The sequence below is a fragment of the Steroidobacter cummioxidans genome (genome assembly GCF_003104955.1).
Window position 1 is genome coordinate 1 of record NZ_LSRW01000090.1, and the last position, 22,602, is coordinate 22,602.

The window sequence follows — 22,602 nt, forward strand, 5'->3', positions numbered from 1 at the left end:
CGCTGATAGCACCGGCTTCGGCCTCTCATGGCTGCGGGTTCAGGTGGGGGTACCTGCGGGGGTATCTCGGTTCTTGAGGTCCTCTAGTCCCTGAAAAACGCTCAAAAATGCCGATCGCTCAACTCCTGCCGGGGGCACCAGTCCCAACTTCTCGTCTCGCAGCCGCTCTAACACATTGGAAGGGCGGGGCGAGACCGCGGTTCAAAGTGTCGACCGAGGTTTTGCCCGCTTCCCATCGAACCGAGGACACAACCATCCTCAGATGAGGGCGCCGTTAGATGGCGAGTGCTTCAAGGTTGCCGAAGGCGACGGCTCTCAAACGTGTTGCGGGGCTGTGGCTCGAATCGACATGCGGTCCTGCTGATTCCGGCAGGCTCACGCCGTTGTGAGGGCATCGTTCCAGCGCGCCCCAGCGTTTGCTCCACTGATCCATCCATTCTGGAATCCGGTTTTGCGTAGATGCCGGGGGCGCCTCGCTCGCTTCACGCCCAGTGGCGGAACATCGCCGCAAGTGCGATGCGTACGGCAGTCGAGTTTGTGCTTGACGCGCGGCGGACAGCTGTGAAGCCTTGCAGGTGAACAAAACTTGAGCACGCAAGAATCGAGCAAGTTTTCTCGGGAAAGAATAGAGCAGCCGTCCTTTATCCACAGGGTTGCGCACAGCTTCTGTGGACGACGGTCACGTTCGATCTCGACAAGCGCGTGGACGACACTGTCAAGGTGCCGTCGCCAGTTCAACTGGCATGTTGGACTGCAGCCGGGGCCGATAGGCTGCTTGTTGCGTTTACTCTGTCGGCGAGTCGCGGAACGACGGCGCGTTCTGCCTCAAGTGGGCATGCATTACACAGGGACGAAATCGCGATTCTGAGTGACTCATCGAAGCCTCGAACGGGTTGACCGCAGCTGTCGATTCGCTCCAACGCAAGGGCCTTCTCTTCCTCCAGCACCCGAATGCGCTCCTCGATGGCCTTGATGACTGTGCGCGTGGTTGCCTGGAGCAAACGGTCCACGAACTGCTCGATGTCGCGTTCGATCCTCCGCAACTCGATCTGCAGCTCTTACCCAAGTTCGGCTTGTCGCGGCAAGCATGCCAGGCCCAGCAGGGTCGTTCGCACAGCGTCCTCCAGCGGGGTGTGTGGTTCCTGACCCAGTGCCTCGATGAGTCGCGCATTGCTCATGCGTATGGGTTGCCGCCAGAGATAACGCATTTCGAGCAACTCGCGTGCGGTAACGACGAAGGGCGCGGCGAGACGCAACAGCCACCAAGGGAACGCCCGCGTTCTTGGCGTCATACCCGTCTCACGCTCGACAACCAGACAGACCGCTGCGGCCATGCGCGAGCCATCGTCGTCCCAATGGCCAGCTGTGTGGAAGGTGGCGAATGATTCCAACTGCTGGCGCCGCGCCAGCAGTTCAACGATGGTGCGAGCTACGTCTGGCAGATACGCCCATTGATGTCCGATGCCGCCATTCCCAGGCATGTTCACGACCGACACCGGCTGCCCCGGCTTGATCAGGCCCTGCGAAAACCAGTTGTTGCCGGCGTTTGGGCCGAAGAAATCTCCAGCCCTGACGATGATTACGCGAGCGCCTCGATGCGTGGCCGCCTGCAGTCGTCGCTCCAGTTCGACACGGATCGCACCTTTGCGCGTCGAAGGGTGCTGGGGGGAATCTTCGCCGAGCGTGGGAAACGCGTCTGGACCGTAGTTGTAGATCGTGCCGGGTAGAACGATGGTCGCTCGCCTGGCCACGGCCGCGGCGATTGTGTTGTCGATCATCGGCAGCACCAGCTCGGACCATTTGCGATAGCCGGGTGGATTGACGGCATGAACGAGCACGTCGCAATCGCGCGCGGCCCGAAGTACATCATCGGCATTCATGGCATCGCCACGTACCCATTCGATGCCCTCACGGCGCTCCTCCGGCTGTGCCAAGCCGCGCTTTACAGCTCGCACTTGCCATCCCGTATCTCGAAGCTGGCGCGCCACTTCGCCGCCAATGCCGCCGGTCGCGCCGAGCACCAGGACTCGATTGTCGTTCGTCATGTCGCAGCTCCTATAAATCTGTAGTAGGGAAAGTGTGCGGCGAGCGCCGCCTCGAAGGAATTGGCGAACGTAAGCTAGCTGCTATACATTTATGTATGGCACAAGAAATCGGTTGGGAGCTCTATCGCTCCTTTTTGGCGGTGCTGTCGTCGGGCTCGCTGTCTGGGGCGGCACGCTCCCTGGCCATCACGCAGCCGACGGTGGGTAGACACATTTCCGCGCTCGAGAAATCTCTCGGCTTGCCCTTATTCACTCGCTCACAGGCCGGTCTGTTGCCGACGGAGGCGGCGCTGTCACTGCGGCCTTACGCGGAATCGATGAGCAGCACTGCGGCGGCGTTGCGTCGTGCGGCCGAAAGTCACGGCGGCGCAGTGAAGGGCACGGTGCGCATCTCGGCCAGTGAAGTCGTGGGTGCAGAAGTGCTGCCTCCCATTCTCGCCCGGTTGCGCGCCGAGCATCCGCAGCTCCGGGTGGAGCTGGTGTTGACCAACCGTGTTCAGGACCTCGTACGCCGAGAGGCCGATATCGCCGTGCGCATGACGCCTCCAAAACAGGAAGTGTTGCTCGCCAAACGGGTCGATGCCGCGACGCTAGGTTTGTATGCACATCAAGACTATCTGAAGCAGCACGGAGTGCCGCGCAGCTTGTCCGACCTCGAGCACCATTCGTTGATCGGCTTCGACGAAGAGACGCCGTTCCTGCGCGCTGCCAGGCGCTCCATCCCTCAATGGAGTCGCGATGCGTTCTGCCTGCGAACCGACAGCGATCTGGCTCAGCTGGCGCTGATACGCGCAGGGTGTGGAATCGGCGTGTGCCAGGTCAGGATCGCAAGGCGCGATCTGTCGCTGGTGCGTGTACTGTCGCGACATTTTGAGATGAAACTCGAGACCTGGATAACGATGCACGAGGACCTGCGGAGCAGCCCCCGCTGCAAGGTGACGTTCGACGCACTGGTCCGTGGCTTGGGTAAGGCATGACCTACGGACTTCGATGTCCTATGGTCGGTTCGCAGGCCGGCTAAATAACATGGCTCGATGCGGCGGATGCAGCCTATTCGTATCGATAGATGCGATTTCAACGACGGTGACGCCAATCGCATCCGAAGGATGCAGAAAAAGTGGATCGATGCGAACTTGCTGATGATGGGCGCCGCCTTCAGCGCGAAGGCACTTGGCCTCGGGGCATGCGGCCTACGTGACGTGGAGTGATGCCGTAGTGTGCTTTGAAAGCGCGAGTGAAGCTGGCTGAGTCACGGTAGCCCACTTGCGCGGCGACGGAAGCCACGCGCTCGCTGGCATCTTCCAGCAGTGTCCATGCTCTTCGCAGTCGTTCACGCTGCAAGTATGCAAAGACAGTTTCACCGAACTCCATATGAAAACCTTCGGCCAGCAGGGTACGGTTCAAGCNGCCGAAGCGAAAACGTTGACAAGCGACTGCAAAATGTATGAGGCTGTTCCGGATTGTTGGTGATGACGGTGCGGGCCCGCTGCACGAGCTGTCGTGTTCGGGCCGGCAAGAGGCGGCGGCGGTAGGTGTCGCTCAGGCTGGCCAGCACCTCGCATAGTAATTGCTGTCCGCGTGCCGCGGTGTAAGCGCGTCCCACCGCGCCGGTGAATCGGAAGGCGAGGGCATCTCGCACGATCTCCGCCGCGCCTTGTGTGATCATCCAAGGTTTGCGGACGATTCGAGTGCACTGTTGAAGCGTGACAGGGGTGTGACCCAACGCCTCGGCCATCGCGAGGCCCAAGCCCCATTGTGTTTCGATGGCTTCCAACGTGCCCACGATCGCGATGGTGTACCACGGACCCGCGCGGGGCACTCGCCACTGCACGCGAGCGCCGGGTGGAAGATAAGTGACCATGGCGTAAGTCGCGTTCTCGTCCCCTTGTTCAGTGTGGATGGCGAAACCGCTCAATCTCAATTGCACGATCACAAGAGCATCGCCAGTCATCGAATAGTTCGAGGCGGGCGTTCGTGTCAGCGCGGAAAGCATCACGCACAAATCTGGACGCGGCCGACATATCCATTGGCGGCCCTGCTGCGTTTCCGACTCGTATCTAATCTCCAGCAGCCCCGCGGTCAGCTCGATCGCGTTGTGCTTCTCAGCGGGCGCATTGCAGAGCGCCCGAAGGTCAACGACGTTCGGCGGCTCGGCAGCCGTCGGGGATAACTCTTTGCGTCTGAGCTTCGTCACGGAATGAAGTAGACCGTGTTCTCCGGGCTCACTGCAAGTCTGACGATTCGCATGATCGTCCGGACGATCTGCATAGGCCTCTGCCGGTCACCTGCGTCCTAGCTGAACAGGGGAGGCCAGCATGAAAAGTTCTGAACTTCGTGGCGCGATTACATCGTCAATGGTCATGGCGAGCCTGTTGTGCGCGGATCCAGGTGTTGCTCAGGACTCGCTGGCGTTGGAGGGCGTGGTGGTAACCGCCAGCAAGCGTGCCGAACGCCTGGTCGACGTGCCGGCCGCGATCGATACCTTGAGTGGTGACACACTAGAGAAACTTGGCGCCGGCGGTTTCAGCGATTTCGCTGAGCTGGTGCCCAATCTCGATCAGCGCAGCGCAGGTGCGCCCGGTGCTGGCACTGTGATCATTCGCGGCTTGAACTCGGGGCCGCAACAGACGACCAGCACCGTTGGTTTTTATCTGGACGATGTTCCCTTTACGGCCTCGGGTTCGCTTGCGGTGGGCTCGGTCGTCACGCCCGATCCGGATCTGGCGGACATCGACAGTATCGAAGTATTGAAAGGGCCGCAGGGCACGCTGTACGGCGCGAGCAGCCTGGGCGGTTTGATTCGCATCATCAGCAAACGTCCCGATCTGGCTGAGTTCAGCGGGTCTGCTTCCATGTCGGGTTCAGCGGTCGATGGCGGCGGCACGGGCCATGGCATGCGCGCGTCGCTGAACGCTCCGATCAGCCAGGACCGAATCGGTTTGCGCCTGTCGGCGTTCCATCGGCGGGATCCCGGTTTTGTCACCAACACTGGCACCGGCAGCGAGGACGTCAATGACGCGACCGTGTACGGCGGCCGACTCAGCCTGTTGAGCGCGTTCGGTGAGACCGTCGATCTGTTGCTTGCTGGCTTCTATCAGAAGATAGAAGCGGGCGGATTTTCTTATCAGGACCATGTGACGGACACGATGCAGCCTGCATTCGGGCCACGCACGTTCTCCAATTATTTCGATCCTACCTACGAGGCGGAATACCAGACGCTCTCGGCAACGCTCAACTGGACGCTCGGCCCTGGTGTGCTTACATCGACGCTGGCGTATGGCGAGTATCAGACCCAACTGTTCGCGGATTACACGCAGATATATGGGCCTGCGCTCGCCGAAGTGCTGCCCGTCGGCACTGGATTGAAGGGAGATCCGTCACCGCAGATGGAAAAGACCACGGTCGAAATCCGCTATGCCTCCGAACGGATCGACGCGTTCGAGTTCATCGCGGGCTTGTTCCACACAGACGAACGGAACAGCTATCCCATTGCAATGACCGCAGAGAATCAAGCCACGGGGGCCGTGCTCCCAGCACCATTCGGGAATGTGCTGACCACGGTCACCCGCTCGGACTATCGGGAGCAGGCGGCGTTCGCGAATCTGACCTACTACTTCACGGATGCCGTCGATCTCACGCTCGGCGCTCGTTACGCACAGAACGATCAGAAGGCGGCTGCAACCCGCTCGGGTCTGTTGCTGGGCGTGTTCGTGCCGACCACGAGTGGATTCGCTTTTGACGACCACGCGACGACCTATCTCGCGACGCTGCGCTGGCGGTTGACGCCGGCGCTGAGTTCGTTCGTGCGTGCCGCGAGCGGATATCGCCCCGGCGGTCCGCAGACCAATTCCTTGTTTCCCGACGCGAGGCCGTTCGAGGCCGATACGGTCTGGAACTACGAGGTCGGGGTGAAAGGCTCGTTCCCCGAGCGACGCGTTGGATTCAGCGCTTCCGTCTATCACATCGTCTGGGATGACATTCAGCTCAACACGCTGCGCGGTGGTTTCGTGTTCCAGGGCAACGGCGGCAAGGGCGAGGTCAATGGCTTCGAGCTCGAAGCGCATGCATCGCTCATCGACCATCTCTCGGTCGCGCTGAGCCTCGGCTATAACGACACCGAAATCGTCAGCATCGATGCCGAATCCTCGGCGTCCCTCGGCGCCGCCAAGGGCGATCCGTTCCCGTTGTCACCCAAGTGGGGTGGCGCGCTGATGTTCGATTATCGAATGCCGCTGGTGGCGGATTGGGTCGGCACTGCGGGTGTCTCCGTGAAGTACACGGGAGAGCGCCCTTCATCGTTTTCCAACACCGTGCTGAATCCCAACGTCGACTTGCCCGACTACACAACCCTCGACCTGCGTGCCGGTCTCGAGAACGGTCCGTGGCGGCTCGCGTTGCGTGTGGATAATGTCACCAACGAAGCCGGCCTGGCCTCGTTCTCGACCGACAAGCTGTTCGCTGGCCAGTTCGTGCCATCGACCGCCATTCTCATTCGGCCGCGCACGTATGGTTTGACCTTGTCGATGGATTTCTAAGCGCGCTGTCAGGTGGCTTGTTCGTGATGTGCTCGACCAGACCTACGATCCCTGCGAGGCCGCTGTCCGGCCGCGCATGCTGTCGATATGTGATGACATTACGATCCAGATCGAAGCGCGGATTACGCAGCGGGTACTGCAACACATGGAGCGTATCGGCGCGCGCCCTCGGTACAATCGCGAAGCGCAAGCTCTAAAGGCCGCGCTTTGTCTTTTCGGTCAGGGCGCGGGCCGCCACCAGGGTGTTGTGCAGGAGCATGGTGATTGTCATCGGCCCGACACCGCCCGGCACCGGTGTAATGTGCGAGGCCTTCAAACGCACCGCTTCGAAATCGACGTCGCCGACGATACGTCCATCGGGCAATCGATTTATGCCGACATCGATCACCACCGCGCCGGTTTTCACCATCGGAGCGACAATGAGGTTGGGGCGGCCCGCGGCGACCACCAGGATGTCGGCGAGAATGGTGAACTGAGCGAGGTCGCGCGTCTTCGCGTGGCAGATACAAACAGTCGCGTCTTTTTGCATGAGCATCAGCGCGGTCGGCTTGCCGACGATGTTGCTGGCGCCGACCACGACCACGTTCTGTCCGGCGATCGGGATCTGTTCGGCTTCGAGTAATTTCTGGACTCCGAACGGTGTACACGGTGAAAACACGGTCGAGCCCAGCACCAGGCCGCCGACGTTATACATGTGGAATCCATCCACATCCTTTTCGACCGAGATGCGCTCCAGGACGGCACGTACCGACAGATGCGCTGGCAACGGCAACTGCACCAGAATGCCGTGAACGGTGTCGTCTTCATTCGCGGCATCGATCACGGCAAGCAGCTCGGGCAGCGTGATCGAGGCGGGCAACTCGACGGTCGCCGACTCGATGCCGACCTCACGACACGCCTTTGCTTTGTTGGAAACATACAGCCGCGACGGGGCGTCGGTGCCGACCAGGATGACGGTAAGTTTTGGTCGTACGCCGCTGCTTGCCAGGAAGTCGGAGATTTCCGTCGACAAGCCGGCACGTAATCGCCGTGCATGCTTGATTCCGTCGATGATCTTGGCGCTCAAGCGGATCCCGGGCTCAAAGTTCCATACACAAGTGTATAGAATACCGTAGGGCAGTGGGTTGGCAAGTCCTAAAGCATAGAGGATTGGGGCGAGCACTTGCGTCAAGCGAAGCTGCGACGTGAGGCCCCGGTTGCGATACCATGCGGCTCGATCCGGATGCTCCACGGGTTGAGTCCCGTACTTATGAAGAGAAGCAAAGTGGCCGCAGATTCCATCCCCGTCACGGGTAGAAGAAAGTCGCGCGAGGACTGGATCGCCGCGGCTCGCAAAGTGCTGGTGACGTCCGGCGTGGATAGCGTCAAGGTCGATCGTCTCGCCAATGATCTGCGCGCCACGCGCGGCAGCTTCTATTGGCACTTCGCCGATCGCGATGATCTGCTGAATGCATTGCTGCACGATTGGGAAGTAAACAACTACGTCGCCATCTCGACCATTCGCGCGCGCTGGGCCAGTTCGGCGCCCGACCTGACTGAACTCGTCGAGTTGTGGGTTGGGGAAGGGACGGAGTCTCCTGCGTTCGGCATGGCGATTCGTACCTGGGCGCGCGGCGATGCGAAGGTCGAAGATGTCATGCACCGGGTCGACAACGAATGGATAAGTCTGGTGCAGCTGCTGTTCTCGCCGGACATCTACGATCCATCCGAGCGCCTGGTTCGCGCCCGTGTCGTGTACTTCCACCAGGTCGGCTACCACGCCCTTGCTTTGCGAGAGCCGCCAGAGGAACGCCTGCGCCTGATTCCTTACTACTACAAAGTGCTCATGGGACGTGAGGCGGGCGACAACCTGCTCAGTACTCTGCGCGCGCTGGAACGAAGCGAGCCCGAGACGCCGAGCAAAACCCGCCGAGTCAAGGCACGCTCGAAAGCCACATCGACGCGACTGAAGAGAAGTTGACGGGCCCATTGTGGAACGCGCGCGCGCCTGCGTCTTAGCCGATCGGATTCCCGACGAGACGGTGACAGCGAGACATGCAAATGCCCAGTGATCCCTCCAAGGCGCCCTTCGGAACGCTCCTGGCGCCGACCATGGCGGTCGCGCGATTTACCGACGGCGAATGGCGAGCGCACGAGCTACGGCCCACGGGCACGATCGAGCTACATCCGGCGGCGCATGTGCTGCACTATGCGAGCACGTGTTTCGAGGGTTTCAAGGCTTACCGTTGGTCCGACGGCAGCATTCATTTGTTTCGCGTGGATCGTCACATCGAGCGGCTACGCCAGAGTGCACGTTCATTGTTTTTGCCCGAGCCCGATCCGAAACAACTGCTGGAGATGATTCAGGCGACGGTCGAGGACAACCGCGATAGCGTTCCCGAGGCTCCCGGGTCGTTGTACCTTCGCCCGGTGCTGTTTGGTACCACGCCGAACATCGGTGCGGCCGGAACGCCTTCCGCGGAGGCGCAACTCATCGTGCTCGCGAGCCCGGTGTGGGATTACTTCGGTCTCAAACCGCTGCGCATCCTGGTCGATGATGTCCATTCGCGGAGCGCGGCGCTCATGGGCTGCGTAAAGACCGGAGGAAACTATGCAGCCGCCCTCGGTCCCACGCTCGAAGCCCGACGGCGACATCAGACCGATCAGGTCTTGTTTGCTCCAGCGGGCGAGATCCAGGAGACGGGTGCCGCCAACTTCCTCCTGCTGCGTCAGGGACGGTTGCTCACCCGAAAGCTCGACACGGCCATCTTGCACGGCGTGACCCGGGATTCGTTGTTGACGCTGGCGAGAAGCGAAGGATACGCCGTTGAGGAAAGATCGTTCGACGTGCGTGAGATGTTGGAATGGACGCGCGATGGCGAGGCTGCGCTATCCGGTACAGCGGCCGTGCTCGCCGGCGTCGGCGTGCTGATTCACAATGACCAGGAACATCGGGTCGGAAATGGCGAGGTCGGCGAGCTGACTCGAGCGCTGCGAGCGAAGTTGATTTCGATCCAGCGGGGCGAGGCGCCGGATCGATTCGACTGGACTCGCCGGGTATAAATGAGTCGGCGCCGTCGCGCCGCTTTCGTATCAGGCCTCGACGTCCGGCGTACGCCGCGTCAGCAACGGCGCTAGTCGCCACAACAGCAGCGCTGCACCCAGAGCCACGCAGCCCAGAGTCATATAAACCTGCGCATAGCTTGCCACGCTGGCGGTGTTACTTGCCGCCGGCTGGCTGGGGATGCTCTGGGCCGTGAGTCGTGCGATGTGACCAGCAATGAAGCTGGAGGCCGAGTAGGCGAGGAAGAACGCGCCCATCATGACGCCGACGATGCGCTGGGGCGCGAGCCGGGTGACCATCGCCATGCCGACGGGTGCCAAGCACAGCTCGCCGCTGGTGAGCAGGAAAAAGGTCAGTACGAACCAACCCAACGCGATTTTCTCGCCGGCTTCGGTGAGGTTGAGACCCAGGCTGAGCGCTAGAAATGCCAGCCCGACTTGAACGATGGCGAACGTGAACTTCATGGCGGCGGAGGGTTCGCGCTTACGGCGCCCGAGATACATCCAGAGGCTGCTGGCCAGCGGCGCGCCAAGAATGACGAAGATCGACGGCAGCCCTTGAAACATCGGGGCGGGAATTTCGTAGCCGAGCACGTGTCGATCCACCATGCGATCGGCGAAGACATTCAGCGAGCTGCCCATTTGCTCATAGAGAGCCCAGAACGCGATCGTGAACACGAGCAAGGTCGCGCACACCAACAATCGATCTCGCTCTTGCGGCGTACAGCGGGCGAACGCGTAGTACAGGATCGCGGCGCCAGTGATGGTGCCGAACGCGGCCAGCATGGGCCCGATGATGTCGCGCCGGTTCATGATCAACCACACCATCAGGACCAGTCCGATCGTTGCGAGGTAGATCAAAGCTTCCCGACTCAGCCGAGCCACCGTGGGCTGGCGGAGCCAGTCAGCGTTCGGGGGCTCGGCATACCCCAGCAGATGCCGTTGGCCTCGTAAGAAAACGAACAACCCCGCCAGCATGCCGATGCCAGCCAGGCCAAATCCATAGTGCCATCCGTAGGTTTGGCCGAGCCAGCCGCACAACAAGGGCGCGGCTGCGCCGCCGATATTGATGCCCATGTAGAAAATGGTGAAACCCGCATCGCGCCGCGAGTCATCGGGTCGATACAACGCGCCAACCAGCGTGGAGGTGTTTGGTTTGAGGAAGCCGACGCCGACGATGATGAGCGCCAGGCAGAGATAGAAGATCTGCACCGAGGCTTCGATAGCGATGCCGAAATGTCCCGTCACCAACAGCACGGCGCCCAGCGTCACCGCCTTGCGCGCGCCGAGGTAGCGGTCTGCAATTGCTCCCCCCAGCAGCGACGTCATGTAGACCAGCGCGGTGTAGGCTGCATAGATCAGGAAGCTCTCCTGTTCGGAAAACAAGAAGTGCTGCATCAGATAGAAGATGAGCAGAGCACGCATGCCGTAGTAGCTGAACCGCTCCCACAGCTCCGTGGCAAAGCAGATGAACAGCCCACGTGGGTGCTCAGAGAACATGCCCGATGAATGCGCCAAGCTTCAGACCTCGACTGGAAGAGACTTAGACGCAGGCGCCGGCAGCTGCCACAACCGCGCAAACAACAATCGATGACCGCCATTGCGGGAGTCGCCGCATGCTGCGTCTATGTCCTGGGCAGAACGCGAAACGTCTCGGCGAGGCGACCTTGGGAGGAAAGAAATGACAACGATGCGAACGCTCATGGTCGGCTCGGCCGTGATGTTGGCGATGCTCGGCACCGCGGGGTGTGGGAAACCTGAACCAGCCGCAACCTTCGCGACCGTACCGGCCAATGCTTCCAGGCAGGTGACGACACTGGCGGACGAGTTGCTGGCGTATTTCGAGCAGAACTCTGCCTTGGTGAAACTACAGCGGGGCCAGCAAATCGATGCTTTCGATCCGATCACGATCGAGGCGGCGCGGGCGGATGCGAAGTACGGTCGAGACGCGTTGCAAAGGCTCGATGCCATCCCGGTCGACAGTTTGCCGGCGGAACAATGGCTGCTCGCGAAGCTGTTACGGCACACCTTTACGACTCAGGCCAACGCCGAGGATAGCTACTGGTTCGATTTCGCGGTGACACCGTATGCCAGCTGGTGGCAGTTGACGGCCCATCAGATACTGGCCGGGCACAAGTTCGAGAGCGCGAGCGACCTCGAGCACTATCAGCAGCTGCTGGATTCCTATGGCGCGACGCTGGATCAAGTCGCTGCCAAGACGCGAGCGCAGAGCGAGCGTGGTGTTCGGGTCGCTCAACCTGCCATCCCTGGTGTCGTTGCAATGTTTCGGGGGCTGCGAGCCTCCGCGGCCGCAACTTTGGTGCCCGCGTCCGACCGGCTCGAGAAGTTGCCAGCCGATCAGGCGGCGGCTTTCACGGCGGCAGTCGAGAACAAACTCGAAGAGCGCATTCTCCCCGGCTACGATGCCGTCATCTCGATCTTCGGCGACGACTATGTCCGCGACGCGCCCGCGCAGGTCGGGATGGGCAATCTTCCTGGCGGCAAGCAAGAATATCTGAAGCGGATCGTCGATCAGACCGGGCTCAGGCTGACCCCTGAGCAGATTTACGATCTTGGCCAGAAACGAGTTGCCGAGATCGATGAGCGGATGAGCGCCGTGCGCGAGCGGCTTGGATTCAAGGGTGGCCGCGAGGAGTTCCAGGCGAGCTTGCGCAAGGATCCGCGCTTCATCGCCAACTCACCGCAAGATATGGAGCAACGCTATCTCGCTTACACCAAGCGCTTGGAGCCGCACCTCGGGCGGTATTTCTCTCGACTCCCCAAGGCACCATATGGAGTCGCGCGGCTTGCGGCAGCAGCGGAAGCCGGAGTGACCTACGGTTACTATCAGCCGCCGACGCTTGCCAACCCGATGGGCATCTACAATTACAACGCTTCCCAGCTCGAGAAGCGCTCGCTGCTCCCCGCCGCGCATCTGATGTATCACGAGCTGGTGCCCGGACATCACTTCCACCTGGCCTTGCAGCAGGAGAACTCGACCGCGCATCCGTTGCGAGAATTCCTGCTGTATGGCGCATTCAACGAGGGCTGGGCCGAATATGCGGCGAGTCTCGGCGATGAGATGGGGTTGTACGAGGATCCGTACGATCTCTACGGGCACCTCACGATGCAGGCGTTCCTTGCCTCGCGCCTGGTTGTCGACACGGGGATGAATTATCTAGGCATGTCGCTTCAGGAGGCGCGCGCCTTCATGAAAGCGCACACGTTCGAGTCGGATGTTCAGATCGATTCGGAAACCCTGCGCTATTCCACCGACATCCCGGCTCAGGCGCTCGGCTATTGGTTGGGATATGAAAAGTTCTGGGAATTGCGCCGCCGAGCCGAGCAGACGCTGGGTTCGAGCTTCGACATCCGAGCTTTCCATGCGGCGGCGATCGGCGAGGGGGCAATGCCGCTCGACGTGCTGGAACAGCATCTCGATCGTTACATTGCGCAGGCCGTGTCGACGCATGAGCGAGCAACGGCCCAATGAAACTGCTCATTCATGCCGCCGCGCTGGCGTCAGTCGCGTTGGGATGGTTGCTGGGCTCGGACGCCTTCGCAAGCGCCTCGGTGCGAGCTGTCACGGTGACGTTGAGTCGCGACATTGCGGCCAATGCCGAGACCGGCAGGTTGTTCGTGATCGTGACCGATCGGACGGACCAGGAGCCGCGCTTGGTCACACCGTTCACCGCTGCCTACTATTTCAACGACGCCTCGATGGAGTACGCGCCATTCTTCGGGCAGGACGTCGAGGCGCTACAGCCCGGCGCGAGTGTCAGGCTGTCGGGGAAGGAGCAGGGGTATCCCTTCGCTCGTCTTTCCGAACTGCCTCCAGGCGAGTATTCGATCCAGGCGGTGCTACATCGCTACGAGAGAGTGACGCCCGCGCACGGCAAGACGATCTGGCTGCCGATGGACGATTGGGAAGGAACGCAATTTCATCTCTCGCCCGGCAATTTCTATAGCGACGTGCGGCGGATCAAGATCGTGGCCGGCGAAGGTTTCAATCTGTCGCTGACGCTCGGCGCTCGAATTCCTCCAGTCGAGCAGCCGGCGGATACGAAGTATCTGAAGTTCAGGAAGTTTCGCAGCGAGCTGGCGTCGCGGTTCTGGGGACGCGACATGCCGGTCGGGGTGAATGTCTTGTTGCCGCAAGGGTATGAGGAACATCCCAACCGTCGCTATCCGGTCGTATTCCACATGGGGCATTTCATGGAGTTCACGCCGCTGCGCTTCCCGACCAGCGAACCGGAACGAACCACGGAGCCCGCGCCTCAAGGCTCGCCACGCTGGCTCTGGGAGAACTGGTCCGCCGCGGATACTCCGAGGGTCATCGTCGTCACGCTGCTGCACCCGACACCGTTTTATGACGATTCCTACTTCGTGAACTCGGCGAACACCGGGCCATGGCAGGACGTGTTGATGCAGGAGCTGCTCCCTTACATCAATCGTGAATTCCGTACGATCGATGCGCCGTGGGCGCGCACGATGTTCGGCGGCTCGACCGGCGGCTGGATTTCGCTCTATACCCAGGTCACGCAGTCCGAATCGTTCGGCGGCGCCTGGATCTATTGCCCGGACATGGTGGACTATCGCGCGTTGCTGAACACGGACATGTACGCGGAAAAGAACTACTACGCTCCGGACGGCTACAAGTGGCTGCAGCCGGAGCGACCGTACTCACGAACGGTGACCGGTGGATGGTCGGTATCGGCGCGCCAGTTCGGTCAGCTATCGCGTGCGCTCGGCAACAGATCGCGTAGTGGCGAATGGATCGATGCCTATGCCGCGATGTTTGGCCCGGTGGGCCCCGACGGCTATCCGGTGCCATTGATCGACTGGAACACCGGCGCGATCGACCATCGCGTGGTGAAAACCTGGCGCGACAACGGCTTCGACCTGCGCCACTATCTGGAGAACAACTGGAAGACGGTGGGGCCGAAGGTGCGCGGCCAGTTGTTTTTCCTGTGCGGTGACATGGATCAGTTCTACTGTAACAACGCCATGTATCTGCTTGAGGATTTCCTGAAGACTACGCAGAATCCGCCGTATGAAGGCTCGTTCCGCTATGGCCGCCCCAAGATCGGGCACACGTTCCACGGGCTGGGCCTAGACCCCTGGCCATTCGCGATGTTGCGTGAGATGGCGGGGCACATGAGCAAACAGCAGCCGGCCAGTACCGATGACCGTCAGTGGCACTATCCATAGGGTTGAGCACGACCCGGCCGAAAACAGCATGGCCAAGAGTGCACTGATGGCCCGCCTCGGCAACTATCGCCCGGCGCTGCTTGCGTACTTCGGTCGTCGGGTCCGCAGTGCCGCCGAAGCTGAAGATCTGACTCAAGACGTGTTCGAACGCGTGCTGCGCAGCCAGGAGCGCGGCCCGATTCTCAATGTCGAAGCTCTCGTGTTTCGTATCGCCGTCAATCTGCTTCGTGACCGTGCCCGCAGAGTTCAATGCCACGGCATCGAGGAGCCGCTACCATCGGACGGCGTGGCGGATTTCGCGGACGCTCTCACTGAGGGTTTGTCGCCCGAGCGCGTCGTAGTAGGGGAGAGAACGCTACAGGAGGCGCTCTCGGCGCTCGATGAGTTGGGCGAACGGACTCGTGCTATGTTCTATCTCTATCGGTTCGAGAATCTGAAGGTTCGCGAGATCGCCGAGCTGTATGGCATCTCTGTCAGCGGTGTCGAAAAGCAGATCAGTCGAGCGCTGCTGCACCTGACGCGTCGGATGCAATCCAAGTGAGCAATCTCAAGGGTTCAACGCCCTCCGATCCGGATTCAGACGATCGTCTGGAAGAGGCGACGCAATGGTTCATGCGCGCCCGCTCGGAAGAGGTCGGTGCCGAGGATCTTCGGGAGCTCGAGGACTGGCTCAATGGCGATCCCCGCAACGAACTGGCTTATCGACAAGTCACGGCCGCATGGGCAGACATCGGTGTGCTCGCCGCGACTCCGGAGATCATGCTCGCTCGTCGAAACGCGCTCGACGACGCCCGCCGCGCGGCCAGCCGGCGTTGGTCCGTGCGACACCGCTTGTCCCGCCCGCTGGCGTTGGCCGCTTCGGTCTTGGTCGCAGTGGTAGGCACGGCGCTGTACTTCCATTCGCAGCAGGGTGTCTACACCACCATCATCGGAGAGCAGCGCGCCGTCCGACTCGAGGATGGTTCGCTGGTCACGCTCGACGCGAAATCCCGTGTTCGAGTGGCGTACACGGACGGCATGCGCTTGCTCAAGCTCGAACGAGGTCGGGCTCGATTCGATGTCGTACGTGATCCATTGCGTCCGTTTCGGGTCCAGGCCGGCGAACAGACGGTCGTAGCGCTCGGCACGCAGTTCAACGTTGAGCGCGTGGCCGATACGGTGCTCGTGACGTTGCTGGAGGGGCGCGTGGCCGTGACCGGCGCCGCGACAGCATCCGACCCGGCAACAGCGCAGGCCGTGGTGGCGGAGCGATTACCCTTGACCGCACCGAAGGCGAGAAGCTCGGCAGCGCCTGTCATCGAGCTGACGGCGGGTCAGGGCCTGGAGGTACAAGCCAACGGCAGTGCCACGGTCGTGCCGAAGGTCGATGTGCAAGCGGCCACGGCCTGGCAGAGCGGGAAGTTGTTTTTCGATAACGAGCCTTTGGCGAGTGCCGTGGAACGTGTGAATCGTTATTCGAAGTTGCAGATCGAGGTGAGTCCGGCCGCGGCGACACTCCAGGTAAGCGGTGTGTTCACGGCCGGCGATGCCGATGCGTTCGTCGAGGCAATCTCGACCTATTTTCCGGTGCGAATCGAGCGCACCGGTACCTCCGAGATTCGGCTGACCGCGGCTGATTGACCTGCGGCGTCGAGCCTTTCTCAACAAGAAAAAAAATCACGACGCGTGCTGTGGGTTTGTTCCGATGGCTCGTCGGAATGAGTGTCAAGTCACTTTTTCAAGGAATACGGTGATACGCCCTAGCTGGGGGAGCAGGGCGCATGCGGCACGCATGTGGCGTTCGATGTGTCATCGCCGCCCGATCGCCTGGTGTCCGGACAACGTCGAATCTGGCCAACTCAAGACAGTAAAAGGCACGGCATGGCTACGACCTCGAGTATTCGCGGCAGCATCAGACTGCTATTGAATCGATCCTTATCGGCGGCTGTTTCCGCAACTGTTTGCAGCGCTGTTTTTCTGGCCGGCGCAAGCGCGCTCGCTGCCCAGCCTGCCTCCGCTCGTGCGATCGTCCACGACTTGTCGATTCCCACACAGCCGCTTTCCGAGGCGCTCAAGGCGTTCTCCGCCGCGGCGAACGAACAACTGTTGTTTTCGCAGGAACTGGTGGCAGGCCGGCAAAGTGCGCCGCTCACCGGTGCATATACCACCGAGGAAGCGTTGGATCTGTTGCTCGCTGGTTCGGGGTTGCAGGCCGATCGGACCCCTTCGGGGGTATTGCTGATTCGCGATCCGGCGAAGATCGACAAGTCCGACAAGCGGCAGGCGAAGCCGTTGAAAATCTCGGCGCTCGACGCAAGCGGCGAACAGAGCACGCGCGGTTATCCCGAGTCGTCGCGACGCGCGGCGGCGGAAGGATCTGCTCTCGAGGAAATCATCGTCACCGCCAACAAGCGCGCGGAGCGCATTCTCGATGTGCCGCAATCGATCACGGCGTTCACCAACGACAGAATGCGCGAGCAAGGTTCGACGCAGCTCGCCGATTTCCTGCAGGCGGCGCCCGGCGTCAGCATCGTCGATACGCAAGCGGGAACACAAAGCATCCAGATCCGCGGCATCAATTCGACGTTTGGTGACGCACCCATCGGCTATTACCTGGATGAGCTTCCCTTCAGCTTCATCTCCCAGCCCGTGGTGCCGGATGTGCGCACGTTCGATCTGGAGCGGGTCGAGGTGTTGAGAGGTCCGCAGGGCACGCTGTACGGCGACGGTTCTCTCGGTGGCACGATTCGCGTGCTGACGGCCGAGCCCAATTTGAGCAAGCTCCAGAGCGACGTCGACCTCACGGCGACATCCACCGACAAAGGCGGTGACAGCTGGGCTGCCAAGGGCATGCTCAATCTGCCGATCGTGGAAGGAAAAGTGGCGCTGCGCCTGGTGGCTTCGCAAGAAGAGTTCGGCGGCTGGATCGACAACACCGCGACGGGTGTCAAGGATGAGAACGAGCGTGACATCGCCACCTATCGCGGCAAGTTGCGGCTGGCGCCTACCGACAAGCTGGATGTAGTGCTGTCGTTCTGGCGCGCCGACTCCGAAGCGGCCGGCACCAACGGCGCCTACGAAAACCAGACGACGGATCTCACGCCGGTCAGCAACGACATGTCATACGACCTGTATAGCCTGACGGTGCGCTACGACCTGGGTTTCGCCGATCTGGTCAGCGCCACCTCGTACATGGACTTCCGCCTGTTCAACGCCGGTAGTTTGCTGGGCTTGCCGGTGCTCAGCGATCAGACGCAAGAGGTGCGCTCGGAGGAGTTGCGACTGACCTCGTCCAACCAGGAAGGCTTTCGCTGGACCGGTGGACTGTTCTACCGNNNANCGAAAAATTGAACGCCCGGTCACGGCGCAGGTTCTAGGCTTCAACTTCGAGGAGTTCGCCAACAGCGAGTCCTACGCGATCTTCGGCGAAGGCACCTGGCCGCTGTTCGATCGTAAAGTGGACCTGACCCTGGGGTTGCGCTACTTCAAGGACGACCGCCTGCGCGCGGATCCGATCGACGCGGCCACGCTCGCGTTGGTGCAGACCATCGATCCGAGTTTCACCGGACGCGTGGCAAGCTCCATCGATACTATCAATCCGCGTCTGAACCTGGCCTGGCATGTGAGCGACGATTGGATGCTCTACACCAACGTGGCCAAGGGTTTTCGCGCCGGTCAAGTTCAGCCCACGGTGTCGCTCATCTCCGCCGTCGTGATGGGGATGGACGTGCCGGTGGGCATCGAAGAGGAAATCGTCTGGAGCTATGAGCTCGGCGCGAAAGGTACGTTCGCCGGCGGTCGCGCGTCGCTCGAGGCCGCGGTCTATTACAACGATTGGCAGAACCTGATGGTGAACGTCGTTGTCGAACCCGTGACACAGTTGAGTGCCCTGCAAAATGGCGCGGAGGCTCGGACCATCGGCGCGGAGCTCAGTCTCTCGGTGCAACCGATGGAAGGTTTGAATCTTCAGCTCTCGGCGAGCCACGTGGAAGCGGAATACACCGAAGCGGACCCGGGCGTGAATATTCGCAAGGGCGACCGCGTCTCCAGGGTTCCGCAGAACACCGTGTCGGCTTCGGCGACATATCGCTGGCCGCTGACGGCCACGCTCGATGGTTTCATGTTCGGGCAGGCGCAGTACACCTCCGATCAAGTTGACGTCATCAACACTCTCGCGCCGTCGGATGATGTGACGCTGTTCGGTACACGGCTCGGCGTGCAAGGGCAATCCTGGGGGCTCTACCTGTTTGGTGACAATCTCAGCAACGAGAACGGCGCCATATCCGTCGCCGGTCGGGCGAATGGATTGGTGCTGCCCACGGCGAGACCGCGCCCGCGCACGGTCGGCCTGAACATGAGCTATCGCTTCCGCTGATTTTTGTTCCTAGAGGTTTTCTATGCGACGCAGCTCAGTGCTTTTGCTCGGAATGGCTGTTGCCTCATCAATGGCACAGGCCGCGCAGACCATGGAGGCGGCGAGTCCGAAGCCCTCGTACCACGGCATGATCACCGCGACCACAGGTTCCAAAGCCATTGAGGGAGGCGTCGAGATACTGAAAGCAGGCGGTAGCGCCGCGGACGCGGCCGTAGCGACTGCGCTCACTCAGATCTGCCTGGCTGCAGGATCGTGGGTGAGCTATGCCGGCATCCTGACGATGGTGTACTTCGACGCCTCCACCGGGAAGGTCTACAACCTCAACGCGGGATACAACACCGTCAAGGCGGAAACCGATGCCAAGACGTTACCCGGCGTCGAGCTCGCCGAACTGCTCAAGGACTTGCACGGCGGCAGCTATGAACCCAGTGGACGGACCGCGCTGGTGCCGGGCTTCATGGCCGGCGTGGAAGCGGCTCAGCGCAGGTTCGGCAAAGTGCCGTTCGCCAAGGTGTTCGAGCCGGCCATTGACTGCGCGGAGCAAGGTTTCGAATGGAATGCCGGGCTTGCGGGACAGTATGCGTTTCGCAGGGAAGTGTTGGGCCGCCTGCCGCAGACCAAGGCGGTCTACACCAAGGCCGATGGCTCGGCGTACCAACCGGGCGAGACGTTCAAACAACCAATGCTGGCCAAAACATTGCGCCACGTCGCGCACGAGGGCGCGGCCTATATGTATCGCGGTGAGTGGGCGAAAAAATTCATCGACGCCGTACAGCGCGACGGCGGTCGCATGACGCTCGATGACCTCGCGAGCTATCAGCCCCTGTGGACCGAACCGATGCACACGAGCTACCACGGTTACGACATCTATGTGCACGGCCTGCCCGCCAATGGCGGCGTCAATCTGGTCGAGGCGATGAATCTGGCGGAAGTGTCCGAGGTCTCGAAACTGGGCCGCTACGCCCAGTCGCCTCGAGCAACGTTCACGCTCGCACAAATCCTCAAGCCCGCAGAGTTCTTCGACCTGGTGCTCACGGATCCGAAGATCTATGAATCGGTGGGTCTGGATCGGTCGCTGGAAGCGCGAGCAAAGAAGGAATCCGCGGCGAAGCTGTGGGACGTCATGCGCTCCGGACGTATGCCGACGGTGCCGGCGATTCCATCGGTACCCGCGCATTCAGACGCGATCATTTCGATCGATCGGTGGGGCAACATCGCGGCGATATGTCATTCGATCAATGCCGTGAGCTGGGGAGCGACGGGCATCAACGTGGACGGCATCTCCATTCCCGATTCCGCCTCGTTCCAGCGCGCCGAGATCGGGAAAGTAACGCCGGGCGGGCGGCTGCCGGATCCGAGCAGTCCGGGTCTCGTGGTCGCCAAGGGCAAGCCGTTCCTGGGGTTCAGCTCCATCGGCGCCGGCCTGCATGCCCGCACGGTGACGGCGCTCATCAGCGTGCTGGATTTCGGCATGACGCCGCAGCAGGCGATCAACGAGCCGAGTCTCGGCAGCTTCACCTTGGGTGCGGACGGCGCCAGTGTGCTCACGCTCGGGAAAAACGAGTTCAAGCCCGAATTCATCTCGCAGGTGGAGAAGCTCGGACAGCCTCTGATGGAGAACGATCAGCTGCGTGGCTACTGGATCGGCGTGCAAATCGATCAAAAGACCGGAGAGCTGCACGGAGGCGCGATCCGCGAGCTGGCGATGGGCGGTCGGGCAGTGGGCTATTGAGCTGAGGTCGAAGCGTGAAAATACGATTCGCTGTTGCCGCACTCGGCTGGCTCATGAGCGCAGGGTCGATTGCTCAAGCAACCCCGGCTGGCGAGGCCGACCGCATCAATGCGTGGTTCGATGCGAAATACGAGGAACAGCTCGATCTGAGTCCGATGGCCCGCGCCTATGCGGGAGAAAAGCAGGACTACGACAAGATCGACGACCTGTCCGAAGCGGCGACGGATCGGGCGCTGGAGTGGCAGCGCCAGTCGGTCGAAGAACTGAAGGCGAAGTTCGATCGCGCGAAACTGCCGCCGGACGCGCAACTCTCCTACGACCTTTGGATCCATCAGTACCAGGACGCCGCGTCACTGGCCAGATTCAAGCGTAACGTTTTTGTTTTCGACCAGCTGTCCGGGGCACACACCCGATTGCCACAGTTCCTGATGCAAATCCACCGCGTGGACGAGCCAGCGGATATGGACGCATATATCGCGCGCATCGGTGGCGTTGCTCGCGCGCTGCTGCAGTTGCTCGACATCGCCAAACAGAATGCCGCCGCGGGCTCGCGCGTGCCTCGTTTTGCCTATGAAGCGATGATCCCGCAGGCGCGCTCGCTGATCACCGGCGCACCGTTTGGCGGCGAAGGTGACAGCGCGGTGTGGACCGACGTGCAAGCCAAAGTCAGCGGCCTGGTCACGGCCGGCAAAATCGATTCAATCAAAGCGGATGCCTATCGGGTCGAGGCGCGCAAGGCGCTGCTCGAGCAGTGGCAACCGGCTTACGAACAATTGATCGGCTGGTTCGAGTCCGAACTGCCGAAGGCCGATGTGATCGCTACCGGCGTCGGCAAGCATCCCAACGGCAAGGCGTACTACGAAGCGATGCTCGCCAGCTCCACCACGACCCGGCTGACGGCGGAACAGGTGCACCGGCTCGGCCTCGATGAGGTGGCGCGAATCAAGGGCGAGATGGAGCGGATCAAATCGAAGGTCGGCTTCCAGGGAACGCTGCGAGACTTCTTCAAGTTCGTGAGCGAGGACGATCGTTTCTACTATCCGAACACGGATCAGGGGCGGCAAGCGTATATCGATGCCGCCACCGCGCACATTGCGTTCATGAAACAGCAGTTGCCCAAGTACTTCGGCATTCTGCCCAAGGCCGATGTGATCGTTAAGCGCGTCGAACCTTATCGCGAGCTCGACGGAGCGCCTCAGCACTATTTCATGTCCTCGGCGGATGGGGCGCGACCGGGCGTCTACTACGCACATCTGTCGGACATGCGTGCGATGCCGATCCCGCAGCTGGAAGTGATCGCCTATCACGAAGCGCTACCGGGCCATCATATGAACTACGCGATCGCGCAGGAGTTGCCTGGTCTGCCGAAGTTCCGCAGATATCTGTACTTCAACGCCTATCAGGAAGGCTGGGGCCTGTACGCCGAGAAGCTGGCGAAGGAAATGGGTGCGTACCAGGATGACTATTCAGACTTCGGCCGCCTGAGCACCGAGATCTGGCGTGCGATTCGTCTGGTGATCGACACCGGTCTGCACTCCAAGGGCTGGACCGAGGAGCAGGCAGTCAGGTATTTCATGGAGNGGAGAACTCACCGGCCGCCGAGGGCCAGATCCGCGCCGAGGTGCAGCGTTACATCGTCATGCCGGGCCAGGCGACGGGTTACAAAATCGGCATGATCAAGAT

The 22,602-nt window shown here is 61.3% G+C and carries 16 protein-coding genes and 1 pseudogene; 13 read left to right on the plus strand and 4 right to left on the minus strand.

The window, feature by feature from the left end; all coding sequences use genetic code 11:
- Positions 1-1,058 precede the first annotated feature (1,058 nt).
- Positions 1,059-2,045, minus strand: coding sequence for an SDR family oxidoreductase (locus D0550_RS30690; RefSeq protein WP_116813009.1), 987 nt, complete (start codon positions 2,043-2,045; stop codon positions 1,059-1,061).
- A gap of 95 nt (positions 2,046-2,140) precedes the next feature.
- Here D0550_RS30690 and D0550_RS30695 point away from each other — a divergent pair, with 95 nt between their 5' ends.
- Entirely contained in the window at positions 2,141-3,022 is an 882-nt protein-coding gene (locus D0550_RS30695; protein ID WP_116813010.1) for a LysR family transcriptional regulator, read from the plus strand.
- A gap of 178 nt (positions 3,023-3,200) precedes the next feature.
- Here the strand turns inward: D0550_RS30695 and D0550_RS37285 are convergent, their stop codons facing one another.
- Entirely contained in the window at positions 3,201-3,416 is a 216-nt protein-coding gene (locus D0550_RS37285) for a helix-turn-helix domain-containing protein (RefSeq protein WP_116813011.1), read from the minus strand.
- Positions 3,417-4,360: 944 nt separating this feature from the next.
- On the opposite strand from D0550_RS37285, the gene D0550_RS30710 reads away from it, so the two are divergent.
- Positions 4,361-6,580 (plus strand): TonB-dependent receptor, encoded by a 2,220-nt coding sequence (locus D0550_RS30710; RefSeq protein ID WP_116813013.1) that lies wholly within the window; start codon positions 4,361-4,363, stop codon positions 6,578-6,580.
- 193 nt (positions 6,581-6,773) lie between these two features.
- Here the strand turns inward: D0550_RS30710 and D0550_RS30715 are convergent, their stop codons facing one another.
- Positions 6,774-7,646 carry a bifunctional 5,10-methylenetetrahydrofolate dehydrogenase/5,10-methenyltetrahydrofolate cyclohydrolase gene (locus D0550_RS30715; RefSeq protein WP_116813014.1) on the minus strand — a complete coding sequence of 291 codons (873 nt, stop codon included), beginning with the start codon at positions 7,644-7,646 and terminating at the stop codon, positions 6,774-6,776.
- A gap of 183 nt (positions 7,647-7,829) precedes the next feature.
- Between D0550_RS30715 and D0550_RS30720 the strand changes: the two genes are divergently transcribed.
- On the plus strand, positions 7,830-8,540 hold the full coding sequence (locus D0550_RS30720; protein WP_161966151.1) for a TetR/AcrR family transcriptional regulator: 711 nt from the start codon (positions 7,830-7,832) through the stop codon (positions 8,538-8,540).
- Between the two features lie 80 nt (positions 8,541-8,620).
- On the plus strand, positions 8,621-9,622 hold the full coding sequence (locus tag D0550_RS30725) for a branched-chain amino acid aminotransferase (RefSeq protein WP_116813025.1): 1,002 nt from the start codon (positions 8,621-8,623) through the stop codon (positions 9,620-9,622).
- Positions 9,623-9,652: 30 nt separating this feature from the next.
- Here D0550_RS30725 and D0550_RS30730 read toward each other — a convergent pair whose 3' ends face one another.
- Positions 9,653-11,122 carry a peptide MFS transporter gene (locus tag D0550_RS30730; RefSeq protein WP_116813016.1) on the minus strand — a complete coding sequence of 490 codons (1,470 nt, stop codon included), beginning with the start codon at positions 11,120-11,122 and terminating at the stop codon, positions 9,653-9,655.
- Positions 11,123-11,303: 181 nt separating this feature from the next.
- Here D0550_RS30730 and D0550_RS30735 point away from each other — a divergent pair, with 181 nt between their 5' ends.
- The 9 genes and pseudogenes from D0550_RS30735 to D0550_RS37290 all read left to right on the plus strand — a co-directional run.
- A complete protein-coding gene (locus tag D0550_RS30735; RefSeq protein WP_161966152.1) occupies positions 11,304-13,115 on the plus strand; it encodes a DUF885 domain-containing protein in 1,812 nt (603 codons plus the stop codon).
- Complete coding sequence (locus tag D0550_RS30740) at positions 13,112-14,833, plus strand: alpha/beta hydrolase-fold protein (protein WP_116813018.1); 1,722 nt, start codon at positions 13,112-13,114, stop codon at positions 14,831-14,833. The genes D0550_RS30735 and D0550_RS30740 overlap by 4 nt, the downstream gene beginning before the upstream one ends.
- Positions 14,834-14,861: 28 nt before the next feature.
- Positions 14,862-15,374, plus strand: coding sequence for an RNA polymerase sigma factor (locus D0550_RS30745; RefSeq protein ID WP_161966153.1), 513 nt, complete (start codon positions 14,862-14,864; stop codon positions 15,372-15,374).
- On the plus strand, positions 15,371-16,453 hold the full coding sequence (locus tag D0550_RS30750; protein ID WP_116813020.1) for a FecR family protein: 1,083 nt from the start codon (positions 15,371-15,373) through the stop codon (positions 16,451-16,453). Before D0550_RS30745 ends, D0550_RS30750 begins: the two co-directional genes overlap by 4 nt.
- 240 nt (positions 16,454-16,693) lie before the next feature.
- Positions 16,694-18,163, plus strand: coding sequence for a TonB-dependent receptor (locus D0550_RS30755; protein ID WP_116813021.1), 1,470 nt, complete (start codon positions 16,694-16,696; stop codon positions 18,161-18,163).
- On the plus strand, positions 18,132-19,187 hold the full coding sequence (locus D0550_RS30760) for a TonB-dependent receptor (RefSeq protein ID WP_116813022.1): 1,056 nt from the start codon (positions 18,132-18,134) through the stop codon (positions 19,185-19,187). Before D0550_RS30755 ends, D0550_RS30760 begins: the two co-directional genes overlap by 32 nt.
- A 70-nt stretch (positions 19,188-19,257) precedes the next feature.
- Positions 19,258-20,919, plus strand: a complete 1,662-nt coding sequence (locus D0550_RS30765; protein WP_161966155.1) for a gamma-glutamyltransferase — start codon at positions 19,258-19,260, stop codon at positions 20,917-20,919.
- 155 nt (positions 20,920-21,074) lie between these two features.
- A pseudogene (locus tag D0550_RS36585) lies at positions 21,075-22,484 on the plus strand (DUF885 domain-containing protein); the annotation flags it as partial.
- A 56-nt stretch (positions 22,485-22,540) separates the two neighbouring features.
- A partial coding sequence (locus tag D0550_RS37290; protein ID WP_414717359.1) for a hypothetical protein occupies positions 22,541-22,602 on the plus strand: 62 nt, incomplete at its 3' end.